The following is an 18,114-nucleotide window of genomic DNA, read 5'->3' as shown; positions in this document are numbered from 1 at the left end:
CGGGCACCGTCTAGTGGTGCCTTGAGCACCTCCAGGCGCTCACCGATGTCGAGTGCGCGGGCGCGGTGTTCGGGGTGCTCGATGCCGATCTGGGCCAGGCAGTGGTTCATCGCCCACTGCAGGCGCTCCGGGGCGTCTTTCATCTCCGCCTCGATGACGTCGAGCAGTCCTGCGAGGTCGAGGCCCTCGTGCTTCTTCGCCACGCGTTCGACGGTCAGCGCCCAGCCGACACTCGCGACGACCGGATCGGCGTCGGCGGACCAGGCCAGCCGCAGCTCTTCGGAGTGCGGGTTCTTCTTCACCACGTAGTTCACGAGCCAGTCGTGCACCTTGGGTGTGCGCGCATCGCGCAGCATGGTGTCCAACTCGTCCCGCTCGAAGGCCTTCGGGCGGCAGAGCAGCAGCGCCAGCAGTTTCGCCGCCGTGTCGTCCGTCTCCCACAGCCCGCACGCGAGTTCCTGCTGTGTCTACACGCCGGGGGTTCCGCTTGGGGTGATCACTGGGCCGGGACAGCACGTCCAAGCGGGTCCGGCGAAGTCCGGTGCGGTTCTGCAGCGCCCCAAAGGGGCGCGGGGAACTGCGCGACCAGCCACGACGCACCGGCAGGCGCCGCACCGGACTTCCAGCGGAGCGCCTAGTCGCGGGTGAACGTCCCCAGCCCCGTCTTGTCGAAGGCCTCGATGGTCACCCGGTTCGCCTTGCCGTCCGTGTCGCCGCTGAAGGTGACACCGGACGGGCCGGTCGCGTTCTCGCCGACGGTCTCGAAGCTGAAGACGTCGCCGTCGTAGTGGGTCAGGCGGAACGTCATCGGCTTCGGGCCGAGCCGCATGGTCAGTTCACCGTCGGCGGCGGTGACGGTGAGCGGTCCGTAGTAGTCGTTGCGGTACGTGCCCGTGTACGCGGAGTCGGCGCGGGCGTCCGTCGCGTCCTTCGGCGGCTTGCCGTAGTCGGTGTCCGAGCGGGCCGCCTGCTCCTGCTGCTCGTAGATCTGGCCGGCCAGCTCCAGCCAGTCGGCGGTGGGCTTGCCGTGCTGGGCGGTGTCGAAGAAGTCGAGGGCGACGGCGTCGGCGAGGCCCTTCGGCTCGCCGTTGGTGAGCACGACGATGCCGAGCTGCTCGCCGGGCAGCATGGTCACGTTGGTGTGCGCGCCCAGGGCGAAGGCGCCGGAGTGGCTGAGCCGCAGACGGCCCTGGTCGTCGTAACTGACGTTCCAGCCCAGGCCGTAGAAGCTCGAACGGCCGGCCGGGGCGGGTGGTGGCCCGGAGACGATGTGCGGCACATGGGTCTCTTCGAGCGGGTCGGCGGCGATGATCTGCTCGCCGTCCAGCTTGCCGTTCGCCAGTTGCAGCCGCAGCCAGGCCGACATGTCGCGGGCCGTGGAACTCACCCCGCCCGCGGGCGACTGGGCGTCGGCGTCGCGCACATGCTTCGCCTCCCAGGTGCCGTCGGCGTTGCGGACGTGATTGACGGCCTTGTCCTCCGCGCTTTCGTAGTCGCTGAAGCGGGAACTGGTGGAGTCCATGCCGGCCGGCTTGTAGAGGGTGTCCTCGGAGAGCTTCTCCCAGTTCGTGCCGGCGGCGTCGGCGACGGCCTGACCGGCGGCCGTGAGGCCGAAGTTGGTGTAGGCGTAGCTCGCGCGGAACGGTGTCAGCGGCTCCAGACGGAGGTGCTTGAGGATGTACGTCCGGTCGTAGCCGAGATCCTCCAGGAGATCCCCGGCGTGGTCCGGCAGTCCGCTGCGGTGCGAGAACAGGTCGGCGACGGTGACGTGCTCGGTGACCCACGGGTCCTTGAGGGCGAACCCGGGCAGCTGCCCGGCCACGGGGTCGTCCCAGCCGATGGTCTTGTCGCCGACGGCCCCGGCGACCACGGTCGAGGCCAGCGGCTTCGAGAGGGACGCCAGCTCGAACACCGTGTCCGGGCCGACCTTCGCGGACTGACCGACCTGCCGTACGCCGAAGCCCTCCAGGTGGACGACCCGGTCCTTGTACACGACGGCGACCGCGGCACCCGGTACGCCTGTCTCGTCCATGCCGCGGCGGACGCTGTCGTCCAGTGCGGCGACGGCGTCGTCCACATCGGCCTGGGTGAGCTGGGGCGGCGGCTGGGGCGGGGGATCGGCCGCGGAGGCGGTGCCGGTGGCGCAGCCGATCACGAGGAGTACGGCCAGTGCGGTCGCGGCCCGCGGTCTCCCGGCGTGGTGGGTGATCCTGTGCGCAGCACCCATGCTCCCCATTCAAGCCCTCTACCGGCGCTTTGTCCTGGCGAGGGCACGCAAGGACGCGATTCCTCGCGGACGCGCACGCCACTGCTGTTCAACCCCTTGACGCGCACTCCTTCGACGGTTTAACTCACGTCCTAAATTAAGCCATGAGGGCATGCATTCCCTGAAGGGACACCAGGAGCCATGCGCAGCAACCGAGCCGCGGCCGCAGGCGCCGTCACCTTGTCTCTCGCTCTGGCCGTCTCGGCCTGCGGAGGCGGTTCGACGACGAACGGCGGGTCCAACGACTCGCCGAAGACGCTCACGTACTGGGCCTCCAACCAGGGCGCGAGTGTCGAGGTCGACAAGAAGGTCCTCCAGCCGGAACTCGACAAGTTCGAGAAACAGACGGGCATCAAGGTCGAGTTGGAGGTCGTGCCCTGGTCGGACCTGCTGAACCGGATCCTCACGGCCGCCACCTCCGGGCAGGGCCCCGACGTCCTCAACATCGGCAACACCTGGTCGGCATCGCTGCAGGCGACCGGCGCCCTGCTGCCGTGGGATGCGCAGAACTTCGAGAAGATCGGCGGCAAGGACCGCTTCGTCGACTCTGCCCTCGGCTCGACCGGAGCCGAGGGCCAGGATCCGGCCGCGGTGCCGCTGTACTCGATGGCGTACGCCCTCTACTACAACAAGAAGATGTTCGCCGACGCCGGCATCGCCAAGCCTCCGACCACCTGGGACGAGCTGGTGGCCGACGGCAAGAAGCTGTCGAAGGACGGCAAGTGGGGCCTGGGCACCGAGGGTTCGAACCCGGCGGAGAACATCCACCACGCCTTCGTCTTCGCCAAGCAGCACGGCGCCGACTTCTTCACCGCGGACGGCAAGCCCGACTTCGCCTCCGACGGAGCGGTCACCGCGGTCAAGCAGTACGTCGACCTGATGGCCAAGGACAAGGTCATCGCGCCGGGCAACGCCGAGTACGCGCAGAACCAGTCCGTCAGCGACTTCGCCAAGGGCAAGACAGCGATGCTGCTGTGGCAGTCGGCGTCCGCGAACCTGACGTCGCAGGGCATGAGCGAGGACGACTACGGCATCGCCCCCGTGCCCGTGCAGTCCGGCACCCCCGGCAACGGCACCCACGTCAACTCGATGGTCGCGGGCATCAATCTGGCCGTCTTCAAGAACACCGACAACCTCGACGGCGCCACCGAGTTCGTGAAGTTCATGACCAGCGACGCCGAGCAGAAGATCCTCAACACGGCGTACAGCTCGATCCCGCCGGTCAAATCCGCCCAGGCGGACGCCGCGTTCAACACCGCGGCCAACGCCGTCCTCAAGGACACCCTCGCCAAGAGCGCGGTAGCGCTGCCGCAGGTCGCCGACGAGTCACAGTTCGAGACGGCGGTCGGTACGGCGATCAAGGAGCTGTTCGCCGACGCGGCCGCCGGACGGACGGTGACCGCGGAGTCGGTGAAGGCCGCGCTGGAGAAGGCCCAGCAGCAGATGCCGGGCGCCTCGTGACCGTGACCGCCGAGGCGCCCGTGCGGCACAGTTCCCCCGGTGCGGCGGACGGCCCCCGCCGCCGCACCGGGCGGCTCCGCCGTATCGGACTGCCGTACCTGCTGCTCCTGCCCGCCCTGCTCCTCGAACTCCTCGTCCACCTGGTGCCGATGGTGATCGGCATCGTGATGAGCTTCAAGGAGCTGACGCAGTTCTACATCCGCGACTGGGGCACCGCGCCCTGGTCCGGCCTCGACAACTACGAGATGTCGGTGGACTTCGACGCGCCCGTCGGCGAGGCGCTGCTCCACTCCTTCCTGGTCACCCTCGGTTTCACCCTGCTGTCGGTGGGCCTGTGCTGGCTGATCGGCACGGCCGCCGCGGTCTGCATGCAGGACACCTTCCGGGGCCGGGGCCTGCTGCGGGCGCTGTTCCTGGTGCCGTACGCCCTGCCGGTCTACGCGGCCGTCATCACCTGGGTGTTCATGTTCCAGCACGACAACGGCCTGGTGAACCACGTCCTGCACGACCAGCTCGGCCTCACCGACAAGCCGTCCTTCTGGCTCATCGGCGACAACAGCTTCTTCGCGCTGCTGACGGTGTCGGTGTGGAAGGGCTGGCCGTTCGCCTTCCTCATCGTCATGGCCGGACTGCAGAACATCCCGAAGGAGCTGTACGAGGCCGCCGCGCTCGACGGCGCGGGCATGTGGCAGCAGATCCGCCGCATCACGCTGCCGTCACTCCGCCCCGTCAACCAGGTCCTTGTCCTGGTGCTGTTCCTGTGGACGTTCAACGACTTCAACACGCCGTACGTCCTGTTCGGCAAGACCGCTCCCGAGGCCGCGGACCTCATCTCGGTGCACATCTACCAAGCCAGCTTCGTCACCTGGAACTTCGGCACCGGATCCGCCATGTCGGTCCTGCTGCTGCTCTTCCTGCTCATCGTGACGGGCGTCTATCTGGCGCTGACCTCCCGGACCTCCCGAGGAAGGAAGACGGCCGATGCCTAGATCCCCGATGGCTCCGCCCCGCTCCTTCCTCTGGTCGCGGCGGATCTTTCTCACGCTGCTCACCGGGTTCGTGCTGGTGCCGGTGTTCGTCATGGTCTCCAGCTCGCTGAAGCCGTTGCCGGACGTGCAGGGGAAGTTCCGCTGGCTGCCGAGCGGGCTGACCATCCGCCCGTACATCGACATCTGGTCGACGATCCCGCTTGCGCGGTACTTCCTGAACTCGGTGCTCGTGGCGGGCGCGGCGACCGTCTGCTCGGTGGTCATCGCGGTGTTCTCCGCATACGCCGTCAGCCGCTACAGCTTCCGTGGCAAGCGGGTCTTCACGGTGACCGTGCTGTCGACGCAGATGTTCCCGGGCATCCTCTTCCTGCTGCCGCTGTTCCTGATCTACGTCAATATCGGCAACGCCACCGGTATCGCCCTGTTCGGCTCGCGCGGCGGCCTGATCCTGACGTATCTCACCTTCTCCCTCCCGTTCTCGATCTGGATGCTGATCGGGTATTTCGACTCGGTGCCGCGCGACCTGGACGAGGCGGCGCTGGTGGACGGTTGCGGACCGCTGGGCGCGCTGTTCCGGGTCGTCGTGCCGGGCGCGATCCCCGGGATCGTCGCGGTCGCCGTCTATGCCTTCATGACCGCCTGGGGTGAGGTGCTGTTCGCGTCGGTGATGACCAACGACACCACCCGCACGCTCGCCGTCGGCCTCCAGGGCTATTCCACCCTCAACAACGTGTACTGGAACCAGATCATGGCCGCCTCGCTCGTGGTGAGCGTCCCCGTGGTCGCCGGTTTCCTCCTCCTCCAGCGCTACCTCGTCGCCGGGCTGACGGCCGGAGCCGTCAAGTGACCAACTCTCCCGATCCCGAAGGGACTTCCGTGACCATCGACCTCGCCGCACTCCCGCACGACTTCCTGTGGGGCACGGCCACCTCGGCGTACCAGATCGAGGGGGCCGTGGCGGAGGACGGCCGTTCGCCGTCGATCTGGGACACCTTCTCGCACACCCCCGGCAAGATCGCCGGCAACGACCACGGCGACGTCGCCTGCGACCACTACCACCGCTTTCGCGAGGACATCGCGCTGATGCGCCGACTCGGCACGAACGCCTACCGCTTGTCGATCGCCTGGCCGCGCGTCGTCCCGGGCGGCGACGGCCCGGTGAACCCCAAGGGCCTCGCCTTCTACGACGAGTTGATCGACGGACTGCTTCAGGCGGGCATCACCCCGTCCGTCACCCTTTACCACTGGGACCTCCCGCAGGTCCTCCAGGACCGCGGCGGCTGGCCCGAACGCGCGACCGCCGAGCACTTCGCCGCGTACGCCTCGATCGTCGCCGAACGCCTCGGTGACCGCGTCACCCACTGGGCCACGCTCAACGAGCCACTGTGCTCGGCCTGGATCGGCCACCTGGAAGGCAAGATGGCCCCGGGCGTGACCGACCTGACGGCGGCCGTCCGCGCCTCGTACCACTTGCTGCTGGGCCACGGTCTGGCCGCGCAGGCCATCCGCGCGGCTGCTCCGGACGCCCAGGTCGGTATCGTCAACAACCTCTCCACCGTGCACGCCGCCACGGACCGTCCGGAAGATCTGAAAGCCGCCCGCCGCATGGACGGCCACACCAACCGCTGGTGGCTGGACCCGGTTCACGGCCGCGGCTTCCCGGCGGACATGCGTGAGGTCTACGGCGTCGAATTCCCGGAAAGGGAAGGGGACTTGGCGACCATCGCCGCCCCGCTCGACTGGCTCGGCCTGAACTACTACTTCCCGGCGACCGTGGCCGACGACCCCACCGGCCCGGCCCCGCACGCCCGTTCCGTCCGCCGTGTCGGCGTCCCGCGCACCGGCATGGACTGGGAGATCGACGCGAGCGGCATCGAGGCGCTGCTGCTCCGCCTCACCCACGAGTACGGCGCCCGCAAGCTGTACGTCACCGAGAACGGCTCCGCCTACCCGGACGTCGTACGCGCGGACGGAACCGTCGACGACCCCGAGCGCCAGGACTACCTGATCCGCCACCTCACCGCCTGCGCCTCCGCCGCCCGCCAAGGCGCCCCGCTGGCGGGCTACTTCGCCTGGTCACTGCTGGACAACTTCGAGTGGGCGTACGGCTACGACAAGCGGTTCGGCCTGGTGCATGTGGACTACCGGACACAGGCGCGGACGATCAAGGGCTCGGGTCACCGGTACGCGGAGATCATCCGGGCGCATCGGGGCGGGGTCCGGCGCGCGGCCTGACCGGGCGGAGACTGAAGGGCACTGAGTGAAGGACACGACGGCTGTGGGCCAGTGCGGAACCCGGCCCTGCGGATACCGCCGCATGGTCGCCAGCGCGGTCGAGAGATGCGGCTCGACCTCGGACACCGCGTTCTGGTCGAACTCGCGCGCGGTCGTCTGCGTGTAGTACGTGGTGCTACATGAGTCCATGCTTCCCTCGGCCCCGGTGCAATTCGTTTGCCGTGCCCCGACCCCGCTGACAGGCTCGCGCACATGCCGACCTTCTCCGCACCCGACGGAACCACGCTCGCCTTCCACCTGTCCGGAGAGGCCGGTCCTCCCGTGCTCTGCCTGCCCGGCGGCCCGGCCGCGTCCGCCTACCTCGGTGATCTGGGTGGCCTCTCCGCGTACCGGCAGCTGATCAGGCTGGACCTTCGCGGCACCGGCGACTCGGCGACCCCGTCGGGCCTGGCCGGCTGCCGCTGCGATCGCATGGTCGACGATGTCGAGGCACTCCGTGGCCACCTCGGCCTCGACCGCGTCGACCTGCTGGCCCACTGCGGAGGTGCCAACCTCGCGGTGCAGTACGCCGCCCGCCATCCCGAGCGGATCAGCAGACTCGTGCTGATCACGCCGAGCGTGCGGGCCGTCGGTGTCCCGATCACCGGTGAGGACCGACGGGAGATCGCGGAGCTGCGCAGGGGCGAATCGTGGTTCCCGGAGGCGTACGCGGCGCTGGAGGAGATCGTCGGGGGCAGGCCCACCGCCGCGAGCTGGCAGGCGATCGCGCCGTTCTCCTACGGCCGCTGGGACGAGACCGCCCGCGCTCACCAGGCCGCCTCGGACGCGGAGGACAACGGTGAGGTGATGGCCGCGTTCGGTGCCGAGGGCGCGTTCACGCCGGATGCCACCCGCAAGGCCCTCGCCGAGGTCGGGGCGCCCGTCCTCGTGCTCGCGGGTGAGGTCGACATGGCTGCTCCGCCCCGGGTGATGGCGGAGGTCGCCGCGCTGTTCCCGGATGCACGGATGGTCGTACAGCCGAGGGCCGGGCACTTTCCGTGGCTCGATGACGGCGAGTGGTTGGCGGCGGCCGTCGCGGAGTTTCTCGCATCGGCCCGGTGATCATCGATCATCTGGGGGCCCGGTGATCACCATCCGCGCTTACTGCATATGATGTGCAAGTGCGTGCCTACTGCATCAGGGCGGCAGGCCCCGACGACCTGGACGGTGCGCGAGCCGTGATGCTCGACACCGTGTACCGAGACTTCGGTAGCGGATACGTGCCCCGCTGGCACGCCGACATCATCGACCCGGCCGGCGCCTATCTGGCCCCGGCCCGCCACACGCTGCTGGTGGGGGTCGACGGCGGGGGCGAGGTCGTCGCCACCGCCGCACTCGATTCACGGGGCCCGGCTCACCCGCCCAACCCGCTCCATGTCGCCCAGCGCTTTCCGTCCGGTGAGACGGCGCAGGTCCGTCGGGTGTACGTCCGCCCCGAGCACCGCAGGCGTGGGCTCGCCCGGCGGCTTGTCGGGGAGCTGATGGCGTTCGCGGTGGCGGACGGTGGGTACCGGGCCGTCTATCTGCACACGGATCCTGCGGTGGCGGGCGCGGAGGGCTTCTGGCGGTCGCTGGGGAAGATCGTGCACGACGAGCGTGAGGACGCCGGCTGCGGTCAGGGCATCGTGCACTTCGAGATACCGATGGGGCGGTGACCCGCGTGCGCCGTGTCCTCGCCGCCCTGCTGCTCGTCCCGGTCCTCACCGGCTGCTTCGCCTCCAACGGCGACTCCACCGACGACGCGAAGTCCGGTTCGCGGCTGCGGGTCGCCCTCGCCTTCCCGCCCGCGGAGAACCTCTCGCCGTACGGCGCCGACGCCACGATCCTCAGCCGACTCGGTGTCACCGAGAGCCTGACCGCCCTGGAAGCCAACGGCTCCGCGGCCCCCGCGCTCGCCGCCTCCTGGAAGCAGGAGAACGACCGCACCTGGCTGTTCACCCTGCGCGAGGCCACCTTCCAGGACGGCACCGACGTCACCCCGTCCGCCGTCACCGAAGCCCTCACCCACGCCACCGAGGCCAAGCCCGAGCCCGCCGCGCTCTCCGGCGTCACGCTCACCGCGAAGGCCGAGGGCAGCACCGGCGTCCGCATCACCACCGAGGACCCCGACCCCGTACTGCCGCTGCGTCTGTCCAGTCCCAGCCTGGCCGTGCTCTCGCCGAAGGCCTACGACGGCGAGGACCGCGTCGACCCGGTGGGCACCGCCACCGGACCCTTCGCGCTCACCAAGGTGACCGGCAGCACCGCCGCCACCCTCGACCGCTTCGACGACTACTGGAACGGCCGAGCCCAGGCCTCCGGCGTCGACGTGAAGTTCATCCCCGACGGCACCGCCCGCACCAGCGCCCTGCGCACCGGCGAGGCCGACCTCGCGGAGGCGATCCCGGTCGCCCAGGCGGCGACGCTCGACGAGGTCACCCGCAAGGCCACGGCGACGACCCGCACCACCAGCCTGCAGCTCAACACCGCGTCCGGCCCCTTCAAGGATCCGAAGCTGCGTGCCGCCGCCCGCGCGGCCATCGGCACCTCCGCGCTCGCCGACGGCGTCTACGAGGGATACGCCGACGCCGGCGCCGGCATCTACGGACCTGCCGTGACCTGGGCCGAGGGCAAGCGGATCCGGCCCACCGGGCGCGCGAAGGCCGCGGCACCGGGCGGGGCGAAGGTCACCATCGCCACGTACGACAACCGGCCCGAACTCCCGGAAGCCGCCCAGGTGTTGAAGCAGCAGCTGGAGAAGGCCGGGTTCAAGGTCGAGCTGGAGGTGCGCGAGTACTCGCGGCTGGAGAGCGACGCGATGGACGGGAAGTTCGACGCCGTCGTGCTCGCCCGCAACACGCTCGTCGACACCGGCGACCCGGTGGCCGTACTCGCCGGCGACTACACCTGCGACGGCGGCTACAACCTGGCCCAGCTGTGCGAAAAGCGCGTCGACGCGGCGGTGGCGAAGGCCGAGGGCGTCGCGGACACCGACGAGCGGCAGGACGCGGCGATGGCGGCCGAGGCGGCGATCCTCGTCACCGACGCGGTCGTTCCGCTGGTCCACCAGCAGATCATCACCGGCGTCGGCACCTCGGTCAGCGGTGCGCTCCTCGACCCGTACGAGCGCACCCTCGTCGGCACCGGCACCCGGCGCTGACGGATGCGGCAGCACGCGGCCACGCTTCTGTGGCGGGCCGGACTCGCCCTCGCCCTGGTGTGCGCGATCGGTCTGCTGCCGTGGCTGGCGCGGACCGATCCGGCGCTCACCGTGCTCAAGGCCCGGTCGGCCGACCGTGACCCCACGCCCGAGGTGCTGGCCGACATCCGCGCCCAACTCGGCCTGGAAGCGGGCCCGTTGCACCTGCTCGGCCAGTGGCTGGGCGGGCTGTGGCGCGGGGACGCGGGGCGGTCGTGGCTGTCGGGCAACGAGGTCATGCCCGATGTGCTCCAGGCGCTGGGTGTGTCCCTGCTGCTGATGGCGGTGTCGCTCGCCGTCGCCGTCCTCACCGCCGGGGTGAACTGCGCACGCACCCTGTGGCGCGGTCGGCTTCGGCGGCCCACGGGTGGAAGCGGCTCCGCCGTCCTCGCCGCGCTGCCCGAGTTCCTCACCGCGTCCGTGCTCGCGACGGTCGTCGGAGTCCAGCTGGGCTGGCTGCCCGCACTCGGCTGGTACGGCCCTCAGTACACGGTGCTGCCCGGGCTCGCCCTCGGTCTGCCCGCCGGGGCCGTGCTGGGGCGGCTCCTCGACGACCTGCTGCCCGGCGCGTTCGCCGAGCCCTGGGCGCAGGCCGCCGACGCCCGCGGAATACCCCGAGGGCGGATCGCCCGGCACGCGCTGCGCCGCTGTCTGCCCGGACTACTGCCGAACACCGGCCTGTTCGTCGTCGGTATGACCGGCGGCTCCGTCGCGGTGGAGCAGATCTTCGACATCCCCGGCCTCGGCCGCACCACCCTCCAGGCCGCCCTCGCCCAGGACCTCCCCGTCCTCCAGGCCGGCACGCTCGCCCTCGTCCTGCTCGCAGCCGTGGCCGGGGGCGCCGCGCGCCTCCTCACCCGCCGACTGATCGGCCCCGCCCTGCGCGACAGCGCCCTGACCTCCCTGCATCGGCCGGCCCCGCCCACCCGCGGCATCCTGCCCGTCTTCTACGGTGGTCTGCTCGTCGGCGTCGTGGCGCTCGGCCTGCCCCGCGACCCGCTCGCCCTCGACACCGGGCAACGTCTCCAAGCGCCCTCGCCGGTCCACCCGTTCGGCACCGACGCGCTCGGCCGGGACGTACTCGCCCGGGTCGGCCACGGCGCCCTCGACACCCTGCTGCTCGCCCTCGCGATCGGCGCCGCCGCGCTGCTGACCGGCGTACTCCTCGGACTGGTGCCCCGGCTGTCCGGGCCGCTCGTCGACACCGTCAACGCCGTGCCGCCGGTCTTCCTCGCACTCCTCGTCACCGCCGTCGCGGACAGCGGCACGCTCACGCCCGCGCTCGCCGTGAGCGCCGTCGCCTGGGCGCCGCTGGCCGCCCACACCTCCGCGCTGCTGCGGCAGGAACGCGCCGGCCTCCACATCACCGCCACCCGCGCCCTCGGCGCCGACCGCTGGTACGTGCTCCGCCGCGACCTGCTCCCCGCCGTCCTTCCACCCGTCACCCGGCACGCCCTGCTGCGCCTGCCCGGCACCGCCCTGGCCCTCGCCTCGCTCGCCTTCCTCGGCCTCGGCGCCCAGCCGCCGTCCCCGGAATGGGGCCTGCTGCTCGCCGAGAACCAGCCCTACGCCGAACGCGCCCCCTGGGCGGTCCTCGCCCCCGCCGCCGTACTCGCCCTGCTCGGCGCGCTCGCGGTGACCGCGGCCCGTATCAAAGTGATCGAACAGCCGTTGAAACAAAGGGAGTTGGCTGCTTCCGGAACGGAAACCCCATGACCACCCGGACGATGACCACCCGGACGCTCGGCCCGCGCACCCGCCTGTCGCCGCTGCTGCATCTGCTGATCCTCACCCAACTCGCCTTCAACATCGGCTTCTACGCCGTCCTGCCCTTCCTCGCCGAGCACCTGGGGCAGGCGATCGGCCTGGCGGGCTGGCTGGTCGGCTTCGTCCTGGGCTTGAGGACCTTCAGCCAGCAGGGGCTGTTCGTGGTGGGCGGGGCGCTCGCCGACCGGTACGGCATCCGGCCCGTGGTGCTGGCGGGCTGTGCGCTGCGGATCGCCGGGTTCGCGTGGCTCGGGTACGCGCACGAGACCTGGTCCGTCATCGGCGCCGTACTGCTCATCGGGTTCGCCGCCGCGCTGTTCTCGCCGGCCGTGGAATCCGAGGTCGCCCGGCAGGCGGTGGTGTGGGAGGAGTCGGGTGGCGGCCCGCGTACCCGCGTGCTGGCGCTGTTCACCGTGGCCGGGCAGGCGGGTGCGTTCGTCGGGCCGCTGCTGGGCGGGCTGCTGCTGTCGGTGGACTTCCGTACGGTCTGCCTGGCCGGAGCCGGAATCTTTGTCCTCGTCCTCGCCGGGCACGCGTGGCTGCTGCCGCAGCACATCCCGGGACGAACCCGGGTCGAAGTCCGGGGCGGTATGAAGCTGCTGGTCCGCAACCGCCGCTTCCTCGCGCTGTGCTGTGGATACGGCGCCTATCTGCTCGCCTACAACCAGCTCTATCTGGCCCTGCCCGCGGAGGTGGAGCGCGCGGCCGGTTCGCATGCGCCGCTGGCCTGGCTGTTCGCGCTGTCGTCGTTGCTGGTGGTGACGGCCCAGCTGCCGGTCACCCGCTGGGTGGGGGAGCGGCTGGAGATGCGCCGGTCGATGGCGGCCGGACTGCTGCTGATCGCCGCCGGGTTCGCGGTCGTGGCCGCCGCCCGGCCCGCCGGCTGGACCGGCGTCGCGGGACTGCTGCCCGCGGCGGGCTTCGTGGTGCTGCTCACCTTCGGCCAGATGCTCGTCGCGCCCGTCGCCCGGGCCTGGGTGCCCGACCTCGCGGAGGAGGGGCGGCTCGGTCTCTACACCGGGGCGCTGTCGTCGGTGTCCGGTCTGATCGTGCTGGTCGGCAGCTCGGCCACCGGCTCCCTGCTGGACACCGGGCTGCATCCGGCCGTGCCCTGGCTGGTGCTGGCCGCCGTACCGGTCGCGGCGATCGGACTGCTGCCGCGCCGCGGCTGACCGGTCACCGGCCTGCGAACTCGGGTTCCCGAACCTCCAGGGCGGCCTCCTGGCGCGGTGCCTCCTCGGTCCGCGCCGTCCGCCACAGCCACAGCACATCCCGCCCGAACGACCACACCAGCAGCCCCAGCGCCAGCGCGACGATGCCGAACGTCGCCGGGTACGGCAGCAGCTTCGAGGCGCCCGCCAGCAGGAACACACCCTGGAGCGCGGCCACCGTCTTGCGGGCCGTGCTCGGCGGCAGCGGGGCGTTGAGCCACGGCCAGACGCGGGCCGCGGCGACAAAGGCGTAGCGCATGGCGCCGATCAGCAGCACCCACGGGCCCAGGAACATCGACACGTACACGCTGAGCACCAGGATCAGAAACGCGTCGACCTCCATGTCGAAGCGGGCGCCGAGCGCCGTCGAGGTGCCGGTGCGGCGGGCGACCTTGCCGTCGACTCCGTCGAGGATCAGGGCCACCGCGGTCAGTCCGACGAGGAGCGTGATGGGCGGCGGGCTCTGGAAGGAGTCCGCGACCAGGGCCGTGACACCGCCGACGAGGATGGAGCGGCCGAGGGTGACCCGGTTGGCGGGTCCGAACGACTGCAACCGGGAGCGGTGCAGGGCCCGGGAGAGTACGGCCCAGGTGGCGATGGCGAAGGCGAGTCCGGTCAGCCAGCCCGCGGGCCCCATACCGATCGCCGTGCCGAGCAGGGTCAGCACAAGGATCTGCACACCCGCTCCCACAGCGGTCTCCTGCTGGACGAACCTCGCGTCGTAAGTGTGGTTCAGGGCCACCGAACATCCTCCGGCCGTGTGACAGAGTCGATCATCGCCGCTACGTTGTGCGCGGCCTGTGCACCTCTCCGTACGTGAGCAGCTTCCCGATCGTTCAGGAGGATTCCGATGAACCGCACCGCACGCGCGTTCTGGCTCAACTCGCCTGGGCGCGGTGAGATACGTGAGGTGGACCTGCCGGAATGCGGCGCAGACGAAGTACTGGTACGCACGCTCTTCTCCGGGGTGAGCCGTGGCACGGAGACACTCGTCTTCCGTGGCGGTGTGCCCGAGAGCCAGTACGCGGCGATGCGGGCGCCGTTCCAGGAGGGCGAGTTCCCCGGCCCGGTGAAGTACGGCTACCTCAACGTCGGCGTAGTGGAGGAGGGGCCGGCGGCACTGGTCGGCCGTACGGTCTTCTGCCTCTACCCGCATCAGACGAGGTACGTCGTTCCGGCCGCCGCCGTCACCGTGATTCCGGAGTCGGTGCCCGCCTCGCGCGCGGTGCTCGCCGGGACGGTGGAGACCGCCGTCAACGCACTGTGGGACGCGGCGCCCCTGGTCGGTGACCGGATCGCCGTGGTCGGCGGCGGCATGGTCGGCTGCTCGGTGGCCGCGTTGCTGGCGCGCTTCCCCGGCGTACGCGTCCAACTGGTCGACGCCGACCCGGGGCGGGCCAAGGTGGCAGAAGCACTCGGCGTCGGCTTCGCCGCCCCCGCGGACGCCCTCGGCGACTGCGACCTGGTCGTCCACGCCAGCGCCACGGAACAGGGCCTCGCCCGCTCCCTGGAACTCCTCACCGCCGAGGGCACGGTCCTCGAACTGAGCTGGTACGGCGACCGGCAGGTCAGCCTCCCGCTCGGCGAGGCCTTCCACTCCCGGCGCCTGGTCATCCGCAGCAGCCAGGTAGGCACCGTCTCCCCGGCCCGCCGTTCCAGCCGCACCTACGCCGACCGGCTCGCCCTCGCCCTGGACCTGCTCGCGGACCCGGCGCTCGACGCCCTCGTCACCGGGGAGAGCGCTTTCGAGGAACTCCCGGATGTGCTGCCACGGCTGGCCTCGGGCGAGATCCCGGCCCTGTGCCACCGGGTCCGATACAGCGACCCGACCTGACGAATCGTTCAAAGCGGGACGGCAAGCGCGCCTGACCTCCCAAAAAGGGGAACAGGTCGCTGAACATGGCATGGCAGAGAGCCGTACTACACGGCATCCCCGGCGGCGATCAGCCGGGGACCAGACGCGCCGCACCTGGAGGGTCGTCCGTTGTTCAGCATCACCGTCCGCGATCACATCATGATCGCCCACAGCTTTCGCGGCGAGGTCTTCGGACCCGCGCAGCGCCTGCACGGAGCGACGTTCCTCGTGGACGCCACCTTCCGGCGCGAGCAGCTGGACGACGACAACATCGTCGTCGACATCGGACTGGCGACCCAGGAGCTCGGCGCCGTAGTCAGCGAGCTGAACTACAGAAATCTCGACAACGAGCCGGACTTCGCGGGGGTCAACACCTCCACGGAGTTCCTGGCCAAGGTCATCGCCGACCGGCTCGCCGAGCGGATCGAGAAGGGCGCCCTCGGCGAGGGCGCCCGCGGTCTCGCGGGCCTCACCGTCACGCTGCACGAGTCGCATGTCGCCTGGGCGAGTTACGAGCGTGCCCTGTGACCGACACGACCATGGAGCCCTCCACCGGCAGGGCCCTGGAGCCCATGCGGCTCGAATACGTTCCCGTGCAGCACTCCGCCCTGAAGAACGCGGAGATCATCCCCATGTCCCTGCGTTCGGTGCACTTCGTCATGCCGGGCGGCGTCGACGACCCGGCCCAGCCGAGCGGCGGCAACGCCTATGACCGGCGGGTCTGTCTGGACCTGCCGGGCTTCGGCTGGCAGGTCGAGAAGCACACCGTGGACGGCAGCTGGCCCCGGCCCGGGGTGGCGGCGCGCGAGGAACTCGCCCGCACCCTGCGGCAGTTGCCCGATGACACGGTCGTCCTCCTCGACGGTCTGGTCGCGTGCGGCGTCCCCGAGATCATCGTCCCGGAGGCCGAACGCCTGAGCCTCGCCGTCCTCGTCCACCTTCCGCTCGGCGACGAGCGGGGCCTCGCGCCCGATGTGGCCGCGGAGCTGGACGCCAAGGAACGTACGGTGCTGCGGGCGGTCCCGGCGGTGATCGCCACGTCCGACTGGGCGGTCCGCCGCCTCGTCTCCCACCACGGGCTCGCCCCCGAGCGGGTCCATGTCGCCGCCCCCGGCGCCGACATCGCCCCCCTCGCCTCCGGCACGGACGGCGTCTCCCGGCTGCTGTGCGTCGCCGCGGTGACACCGCGCAAGGGGCAGCACCGGCTGGTGGAGGCGCTGGCCGCGGTGGCCGACCTGCCGTGGAGCTGCGTATGCGTGGGCGGGCTCGGCTCCGACCCGGAGTACGTGGCCGGACTGCGGTCCCTGATCGCCCGGTACGGCCTGGAGGACCGGCTCGTGCTGGCGGGACCGCAGGCCGGCGCCGAACTCGACGCGAGCTATGCGTCCGCCGACCTGATGGTCCTCACCTCCTACGCCGAGACCTACGGCATGGCGGTGACGGAGGCGCTGGCGCGCGGCATCCCGGTGCTGGCGACGGACGTCGGCGGCCTGCCGGAGGCCGTCGGCCGCGCCCCCGACGGCGGCGTGCCCGGCATCCTCGTCCCACCGGAGGACCCCCTGGCTCTCGCCGTCGAACTGCGCGGCTGGTTCGGCGAGGCCGATGTACGACGCCGTCTCAAGGCGGCCGCCCGAGGACGACGCGCCGCCCTCGACGGCTGGGCCACCACGGCCCGCAGCCTGGCCGCGGTACTGGGCCGACTGCCGAACGAACCCAGGAGGGCGGCATGAGGAAGACAGCGACGACCCAGCGCGGCGGGGGGATTCCGGCCCAGCCGGGTCCGCGGGATGCCTCGGCCACGGCGGAACCCGGGGTGAGGCACATGGCACGATCGGCGGAGGCCGCGGCGAGGCAGGGCGCCCACGCGGCGGAGGCCGGGGCCAGGCAGGGCGCCCCCTCCATGGAGTCCGGGGCGAGCAGTGCCGCCCGGTCCGCGGAACCGGTGTCGGCGGCTGCCGTCGTCCAGGCGCCGGACCAGGTGATCCCCGGCGCCGGTCCCGCCGGTACGGCCTCCCGCCCGGGCGAGCGGCCCACCGTGCGGTTGCGGGAGGACGGGCCCGACGAGCCGCCGCGGTATGCGCCCGAGTGGCTTCAGTTGCGGGAAGGGGCGGACGCGCTGGCGCGGGCCGGGGAGTTGCTCGATCCGTTGCGGATCCGGCTGGCGAATCTGCCGGGGCGGGCCGGTGGGCTGGTCGTGCACGACCTGGGCTGCGGCACCGGCTCGATGGGGCGCTGGCTGGCCCCCCGTCTGGACGGCGCCCAGCACTGGATCCTGCACGACCGCGACCCCTACCTCCTGCACTTCGCCGCCGTGGCCTCCCCGCGCTCCGCCGCCGACGGCAGCCGCGTCACCGTGGAGTCGCGCCGCGGCGACGTCGCCCGGCTCACCCCGGACGCCCTGGCCGGCGCCTCACTGGTCACCGCGTCCGCACTTCTCGACGTCCTCACCCGCGAGGAGATCGACACCCTCGCCGCCGCCTGCACCGGCGCGGGCTGCCCGGCCCTGCTCACGCTCTCCGTCGCCGGACGCGTCGAACTCACCCCCTCCCACCCGCTGGACGCGGAGATCGCCGAGGCGTTCAACGCCCACCAGCGACGCTCCGGCCTGCTCGGTCCGGACGCGGTCACCGCCGCCTGCGAGGCCTTCTCCGACCGCGGCGCGACGGTTCATTTGCACCCCAGCCCCTGGCGCCTGGGCCCCGACGAAGCCGACCTCACCGCCCAGTGGCTGCGCGGGTGGGTCGGCGCGGCGGTCGAGGAACGCCCCGAACTGCGTGAACGCGCCGACGACTATCTGAGCGACCGCCTGGAGGCCTGCGACGCGGGCGAGTTGAGCGTGATCGTCCACCACACCGACCTGCTGGCTCTGTCGCGGCCGATGGGCGGGACGGCATGAGCGCACAGACGGTGACCGCCGAGGTGGCGGTGCGGGTGGTCAGGGTTCGTGCGGCAGCGGGTGTCCGCGCGGTGGCACGGGTCGGCACGGGCCGTCGCGTCACGCCGCGCGCCGCTGCGCGGCAGGCTGTTGAAACCCGCGCGATGGCACCCGAGGCGCACGCCCCTCACCGGTCCGCCGACCGCGACTCCGGTACCGCTTCGACGGCGGTCGCGGG

General features: G+C 71.4%; 16 protein-coding genes and 1 pseudogene. 14 read left to right on the top strand and 3 right to left on the bottom strand.

Going from position 1 to position 18,114, the window contains the following annotated elements:
• Positions 1 to 20: 20 nt before the first annotated feature.
• Together ACTWQO_RS41145 and ACTWQO_RS41140 are read right to left on the bottom strand one after the other, a co-directional pair.
• Positions 21 to 467, bottom strand: a pseudogene (locus ACTWQO_RS41145) (DNA alkylation repair protein); the annotation flags it as partial.
• Positions 468 to 634: 167 nt separating this feature from the next.
• Positions 635 to 2,227, bottom strand: a complete 1,593-nt coding sequence (locus tag ACTWQO_RS41140) for a serine hydrolase (RefSeq protein ID WP_443242494.1) — start codon at positions 2,225 to 2,227, stop codon at positions 635 to 637.
• A 180-nt stretch (positions 2,228 to 2,407) separates the two neighbouring features.
• Here ACTWQO_RS41140 and ACTWQO_RS41135 point away from each other — a divergent pair, with 180 nt between their 5' ends.
• The 9 genes from ACTWQO_RS41135 to ACTWQO_RS41095 all read left to right on the top strand — a co-directional run bounded on the left by ACTWQO_RS41135 (position 2,408) and on the right by ACTWQO_RS41095 (position 13,107).
• A complete protein-coding gene (locus ACTWQO_RS41135; RefSeq protein ID WP_443242493.1) occupies positions 2,408 to 3,727 on the top strand; it encodes an ABC transporter substrate-binding protein in 1,320 nt (439 codons plus the stop codon).
• The gene (locus ACTWQO_RS41130) at positions 3,724 to 4,716 is read left to right on the top strand and encodes a carbohydrate ABC transporter permease (protein ID WP_443242492.1); all 993 of its coding nucleotides are present in this window, start codon (positions 3,724 to 3,726) and stop codon (positions 4,714 to 4,716) included. The genes ACTWQO_RS41135 and ACTWQO_RS41130 overlap by 4 nt, the downstream gene beginning before the upstream one ends.
• Before the next feature lie 7 nt (positions 4,717 to 4,723).
• Positions 4,724 to 5,563, top strand: coding sequence for a carbohydrate ABC transporter permease (locus ACTWQO_RS41125; RefSeq protein WP_443242524.1), 840 nt, complete (start codon positions 4,724 to 4,726; stop codon positions 5,561 to 5,563).
• Positions 5,564 to 5,592: 29 nt separating this feature from the next.
• Positions 5,593 to 6,951, top strand: coding sequence for a GH1 family beta-glucosidase (locus ACTWQO_RS41120; RefSeq protein ID WP_443242491.1), 1,359 nt, complete (start codon positions 5,593 to 5,595; stop codon positions 6,949 to 6,951).
• A gap of 252 nt (positions 6,952 to 7,203) precedes the next feature.
• Complete coding sequence (locus tag ACTWQO_RS41115; RefSeq protein ID WP_443242490.1) at positions 7,204 to 8,052, top strand: alpha/beta fold hydrolase; 849 nt, start codon at positions 7,204 to 7,206, stop codon at positions 8,050 to 8,052.
• Between the two features lie 59 nt (positions 8,053 to 8,111).
• Positions 8,112 to 8,645: a GNAT family N-acetyltransferase gene (locus ACTWQO_RS41110; RefSeq protein ID WP_443242489.1), complete on the top strand. Its 534-nt coding sequence runs from the start codon at positions 8,112 to 8,114 to the stop codon at positions 8,643 to 8,645.
• Positions 8,642 to 10,129 (top strand): ABC transporter substrate-binding protein, encoded by a 1,488-nt coding sequence (locus ACTWQO_RS41105; protein ID WP_443242488.1) that lies wholly within the window; start codon positions 8,642 to 8,644, stop codon positions 10,127 to 10,129. The genes ACTWQO_RS41110 and ACTWQO_RS41105 overlap by 4 nt, the downstream gene beginning before the upstream one ends.
• A 3-nt stretch (positions 10,130 to 10,132) precedes the next feature.
• Positions 10,133 to 11,884, top strand: a complete 1,752-nt coding sequence (locus tag ACTWQO_RS41100; RefSeq protein ID WP_443242487.1) for an ABC transporter permease subunit — start codon at positions 10,133 to 10,135, stop codon at positions 11,882 to 11,884.
• Positions 11,881 to 13,107 (top strand): MDR family MFS transporter, encoded by a 1,227-nt coding sequence (locus ACTWQO_RS41095; RefSeq protein WP_443242486.1) that lies wholly within the window; start codon positions 11,881 to 11,883, stop codon positions 13,105 to 13,107. Before ACTWQO_RS41100 ends, ACTWQO_RS41095 begins: the two co-directional genes overlap by 4 nt.
• 4 nt (positions 13,108 to 13,111) lie before the next feature.
• On the opposite strand, the gene ACTWQO_RS41090 is transcribed toward ACTWQO_RS41095, so the two are convergent.
• Positions 13,112 to 13,888, bottom strand: a complete 777-nt coding sequence (locus ACTWQO_RS41090) for a CDP-alcohol phosphatidyltransferase family protein (protein ID WP_443242485.1) — start codon at positions 13,886 to 13,888, stop codon at positions 13,112 to 13,114.
• A 108-nt stretch (positions 13,889 to 13,996) separates the two neighbouring features.
• On the opposite strand from ACTWQO_RS41090, the gene ACTWQO_RS41085 reads away from it, so the two are divergent.
• From ACTWQO_RS41085 to ACTWQO_RS41065, 5 genes are all read left to right on the top strand, one after another.
• The gene (locus ACTWQO_RS41085; protein ID WP_443242484.1) at positions 13,997 to 14,980 is read left to right on the top strand and encodes a zinc-dependent alcohol dehydrogenase; all 984 of its coding nucleotides are present in this window, start codon (positions 13,997 to 13,999) and stop codon (positions 14,978 to 14,980) included.
• A 150-nt stretch (positions 14,981 to 15,130) separates the two neighbouring features.
• Positions 15,131 to 15,529 (top strand): 6-pyruvoyl trahydropterin synthase family protein, encoded by a 399-nt coding sequence (locus ACTWQO_RS41080; RefSeq protein ID WP_210575166.1) that lies wholly within the window; start codon positions 15,131 to 15,133, stop codon positions 15,527 to 15,529.
• 11 nt (positions 15,530 to 15,540) lie between these two features.
• Positions 15,541 to 16,731, top strand: coding sequence for a glycosyltransferase family 4 protein (locus ACTWQO_RS41075; protein ID WP_443242523.1), 1,191 nt, complete (start codon positions 15,541 to 15,543; stop codon positions 16,729 to 16,731).
• Positions 16,732 to 16,823: 92 nt separating this feature from the next.
• Complete coding sequence (locus ACTWQO_RS41070; protein WP_443242483.1) at positions 16,824 to 17,897, top strand: class I SAM-dependent methyltransferase; 1,074 nt, start codon at positions 16,824 to 16,826, stop codon at positions 17,895 to 17,897.
• Positions 17,894 to 18,114 (top strand): hypothetical protein (locus ACTWQO_RS41065; RefSeq protein WP_443242482.1); only part of this gene is annotated, 221 nt, incomplete at its 3' end. The genes ACTWQO_RS41070 and ACTWQO_RS41065, both read left to right, overlap by 4 nt.

This window comes from Streptomyces sp. 4N124, assembly GCF_052245395.1.
Lineage (GTDB): Bacteria > Actinomycetota > Actinomycetes > Streptomycetales > Streptomycetaceae > Streptomyces.
Note: the sequence above shows the minus strand (reverse complement) of the source record. Positions and strands in the feature narration are given on the sequence as shown.

Bases quoted from the DNA above. Each gene is read 5' to 3' on its own strand.
- ACTWQO_RS41140 (WP_443242494.1), bottom strand. From the start codon at position 2,227: ATGGGTGCTGCGCACAGGATCACCCACCACGCCGGGAGACCGCGGGCC.
- ACTWQO_RS41135 (WP_443242493.1), top strand. From the start codon at position 2,408: ATGCGCAGCAACCGAGCCGCGGCCGCAGGCGCCGTCACCTTGTCTCTC.
- ACTWQO_RS41125 (WP_443242524.1), top strand. From the start codon at position 4,724: ATGGCTCCGCCCCGCTCCTTCCTCTGGTCGCGGCGGATCTTTCTCACG.
- ACTWQO_RS41115 (WP_443242490.1), top strand. From the start codon at position 7,204: ATGCCGACCTTCTCCGCACCCGACGGAACCACGCTCGCCTTCCACCTG.
- ACTWQO_RS41100 (WP_443242487.1), top strand. From the start codon at position 10,133: ATGCGGCAGCACGCGGCCACGCTTCTGTGGCGGGCCGGACTCGCCCTC.
- ACTWQO_RS41095 (WP_443242486.1), top strand. From the start codon at position 11,881: ATGACCACCCGGACGATGACCACCCGGACGCTCGGCCCGCGCACCCGC.
- ACTWQO_RS41085 (WP_443242484.1), top strand. From the start codon at position 13,997: ATGAACCGCACCGCACGCGCGTTCTGGCTCAACTCGCCTGGGCGCGGT.
- ACTWQO_RS41075 (WP_443242523.1), top strand. From the start codon at position 15,541: ATGGAGCCCTCCACCGGCAGGGCCCTGGAGCCCATGCGGCTCGAATAC.
- ACTWQO_RS41070 (WP_443242483.1), top strand. From the start codon at position 16,824: ATGGCACGATCGGCGGAGGCCGCGGCGAGGCAGGGCGCCCACGCGGCG.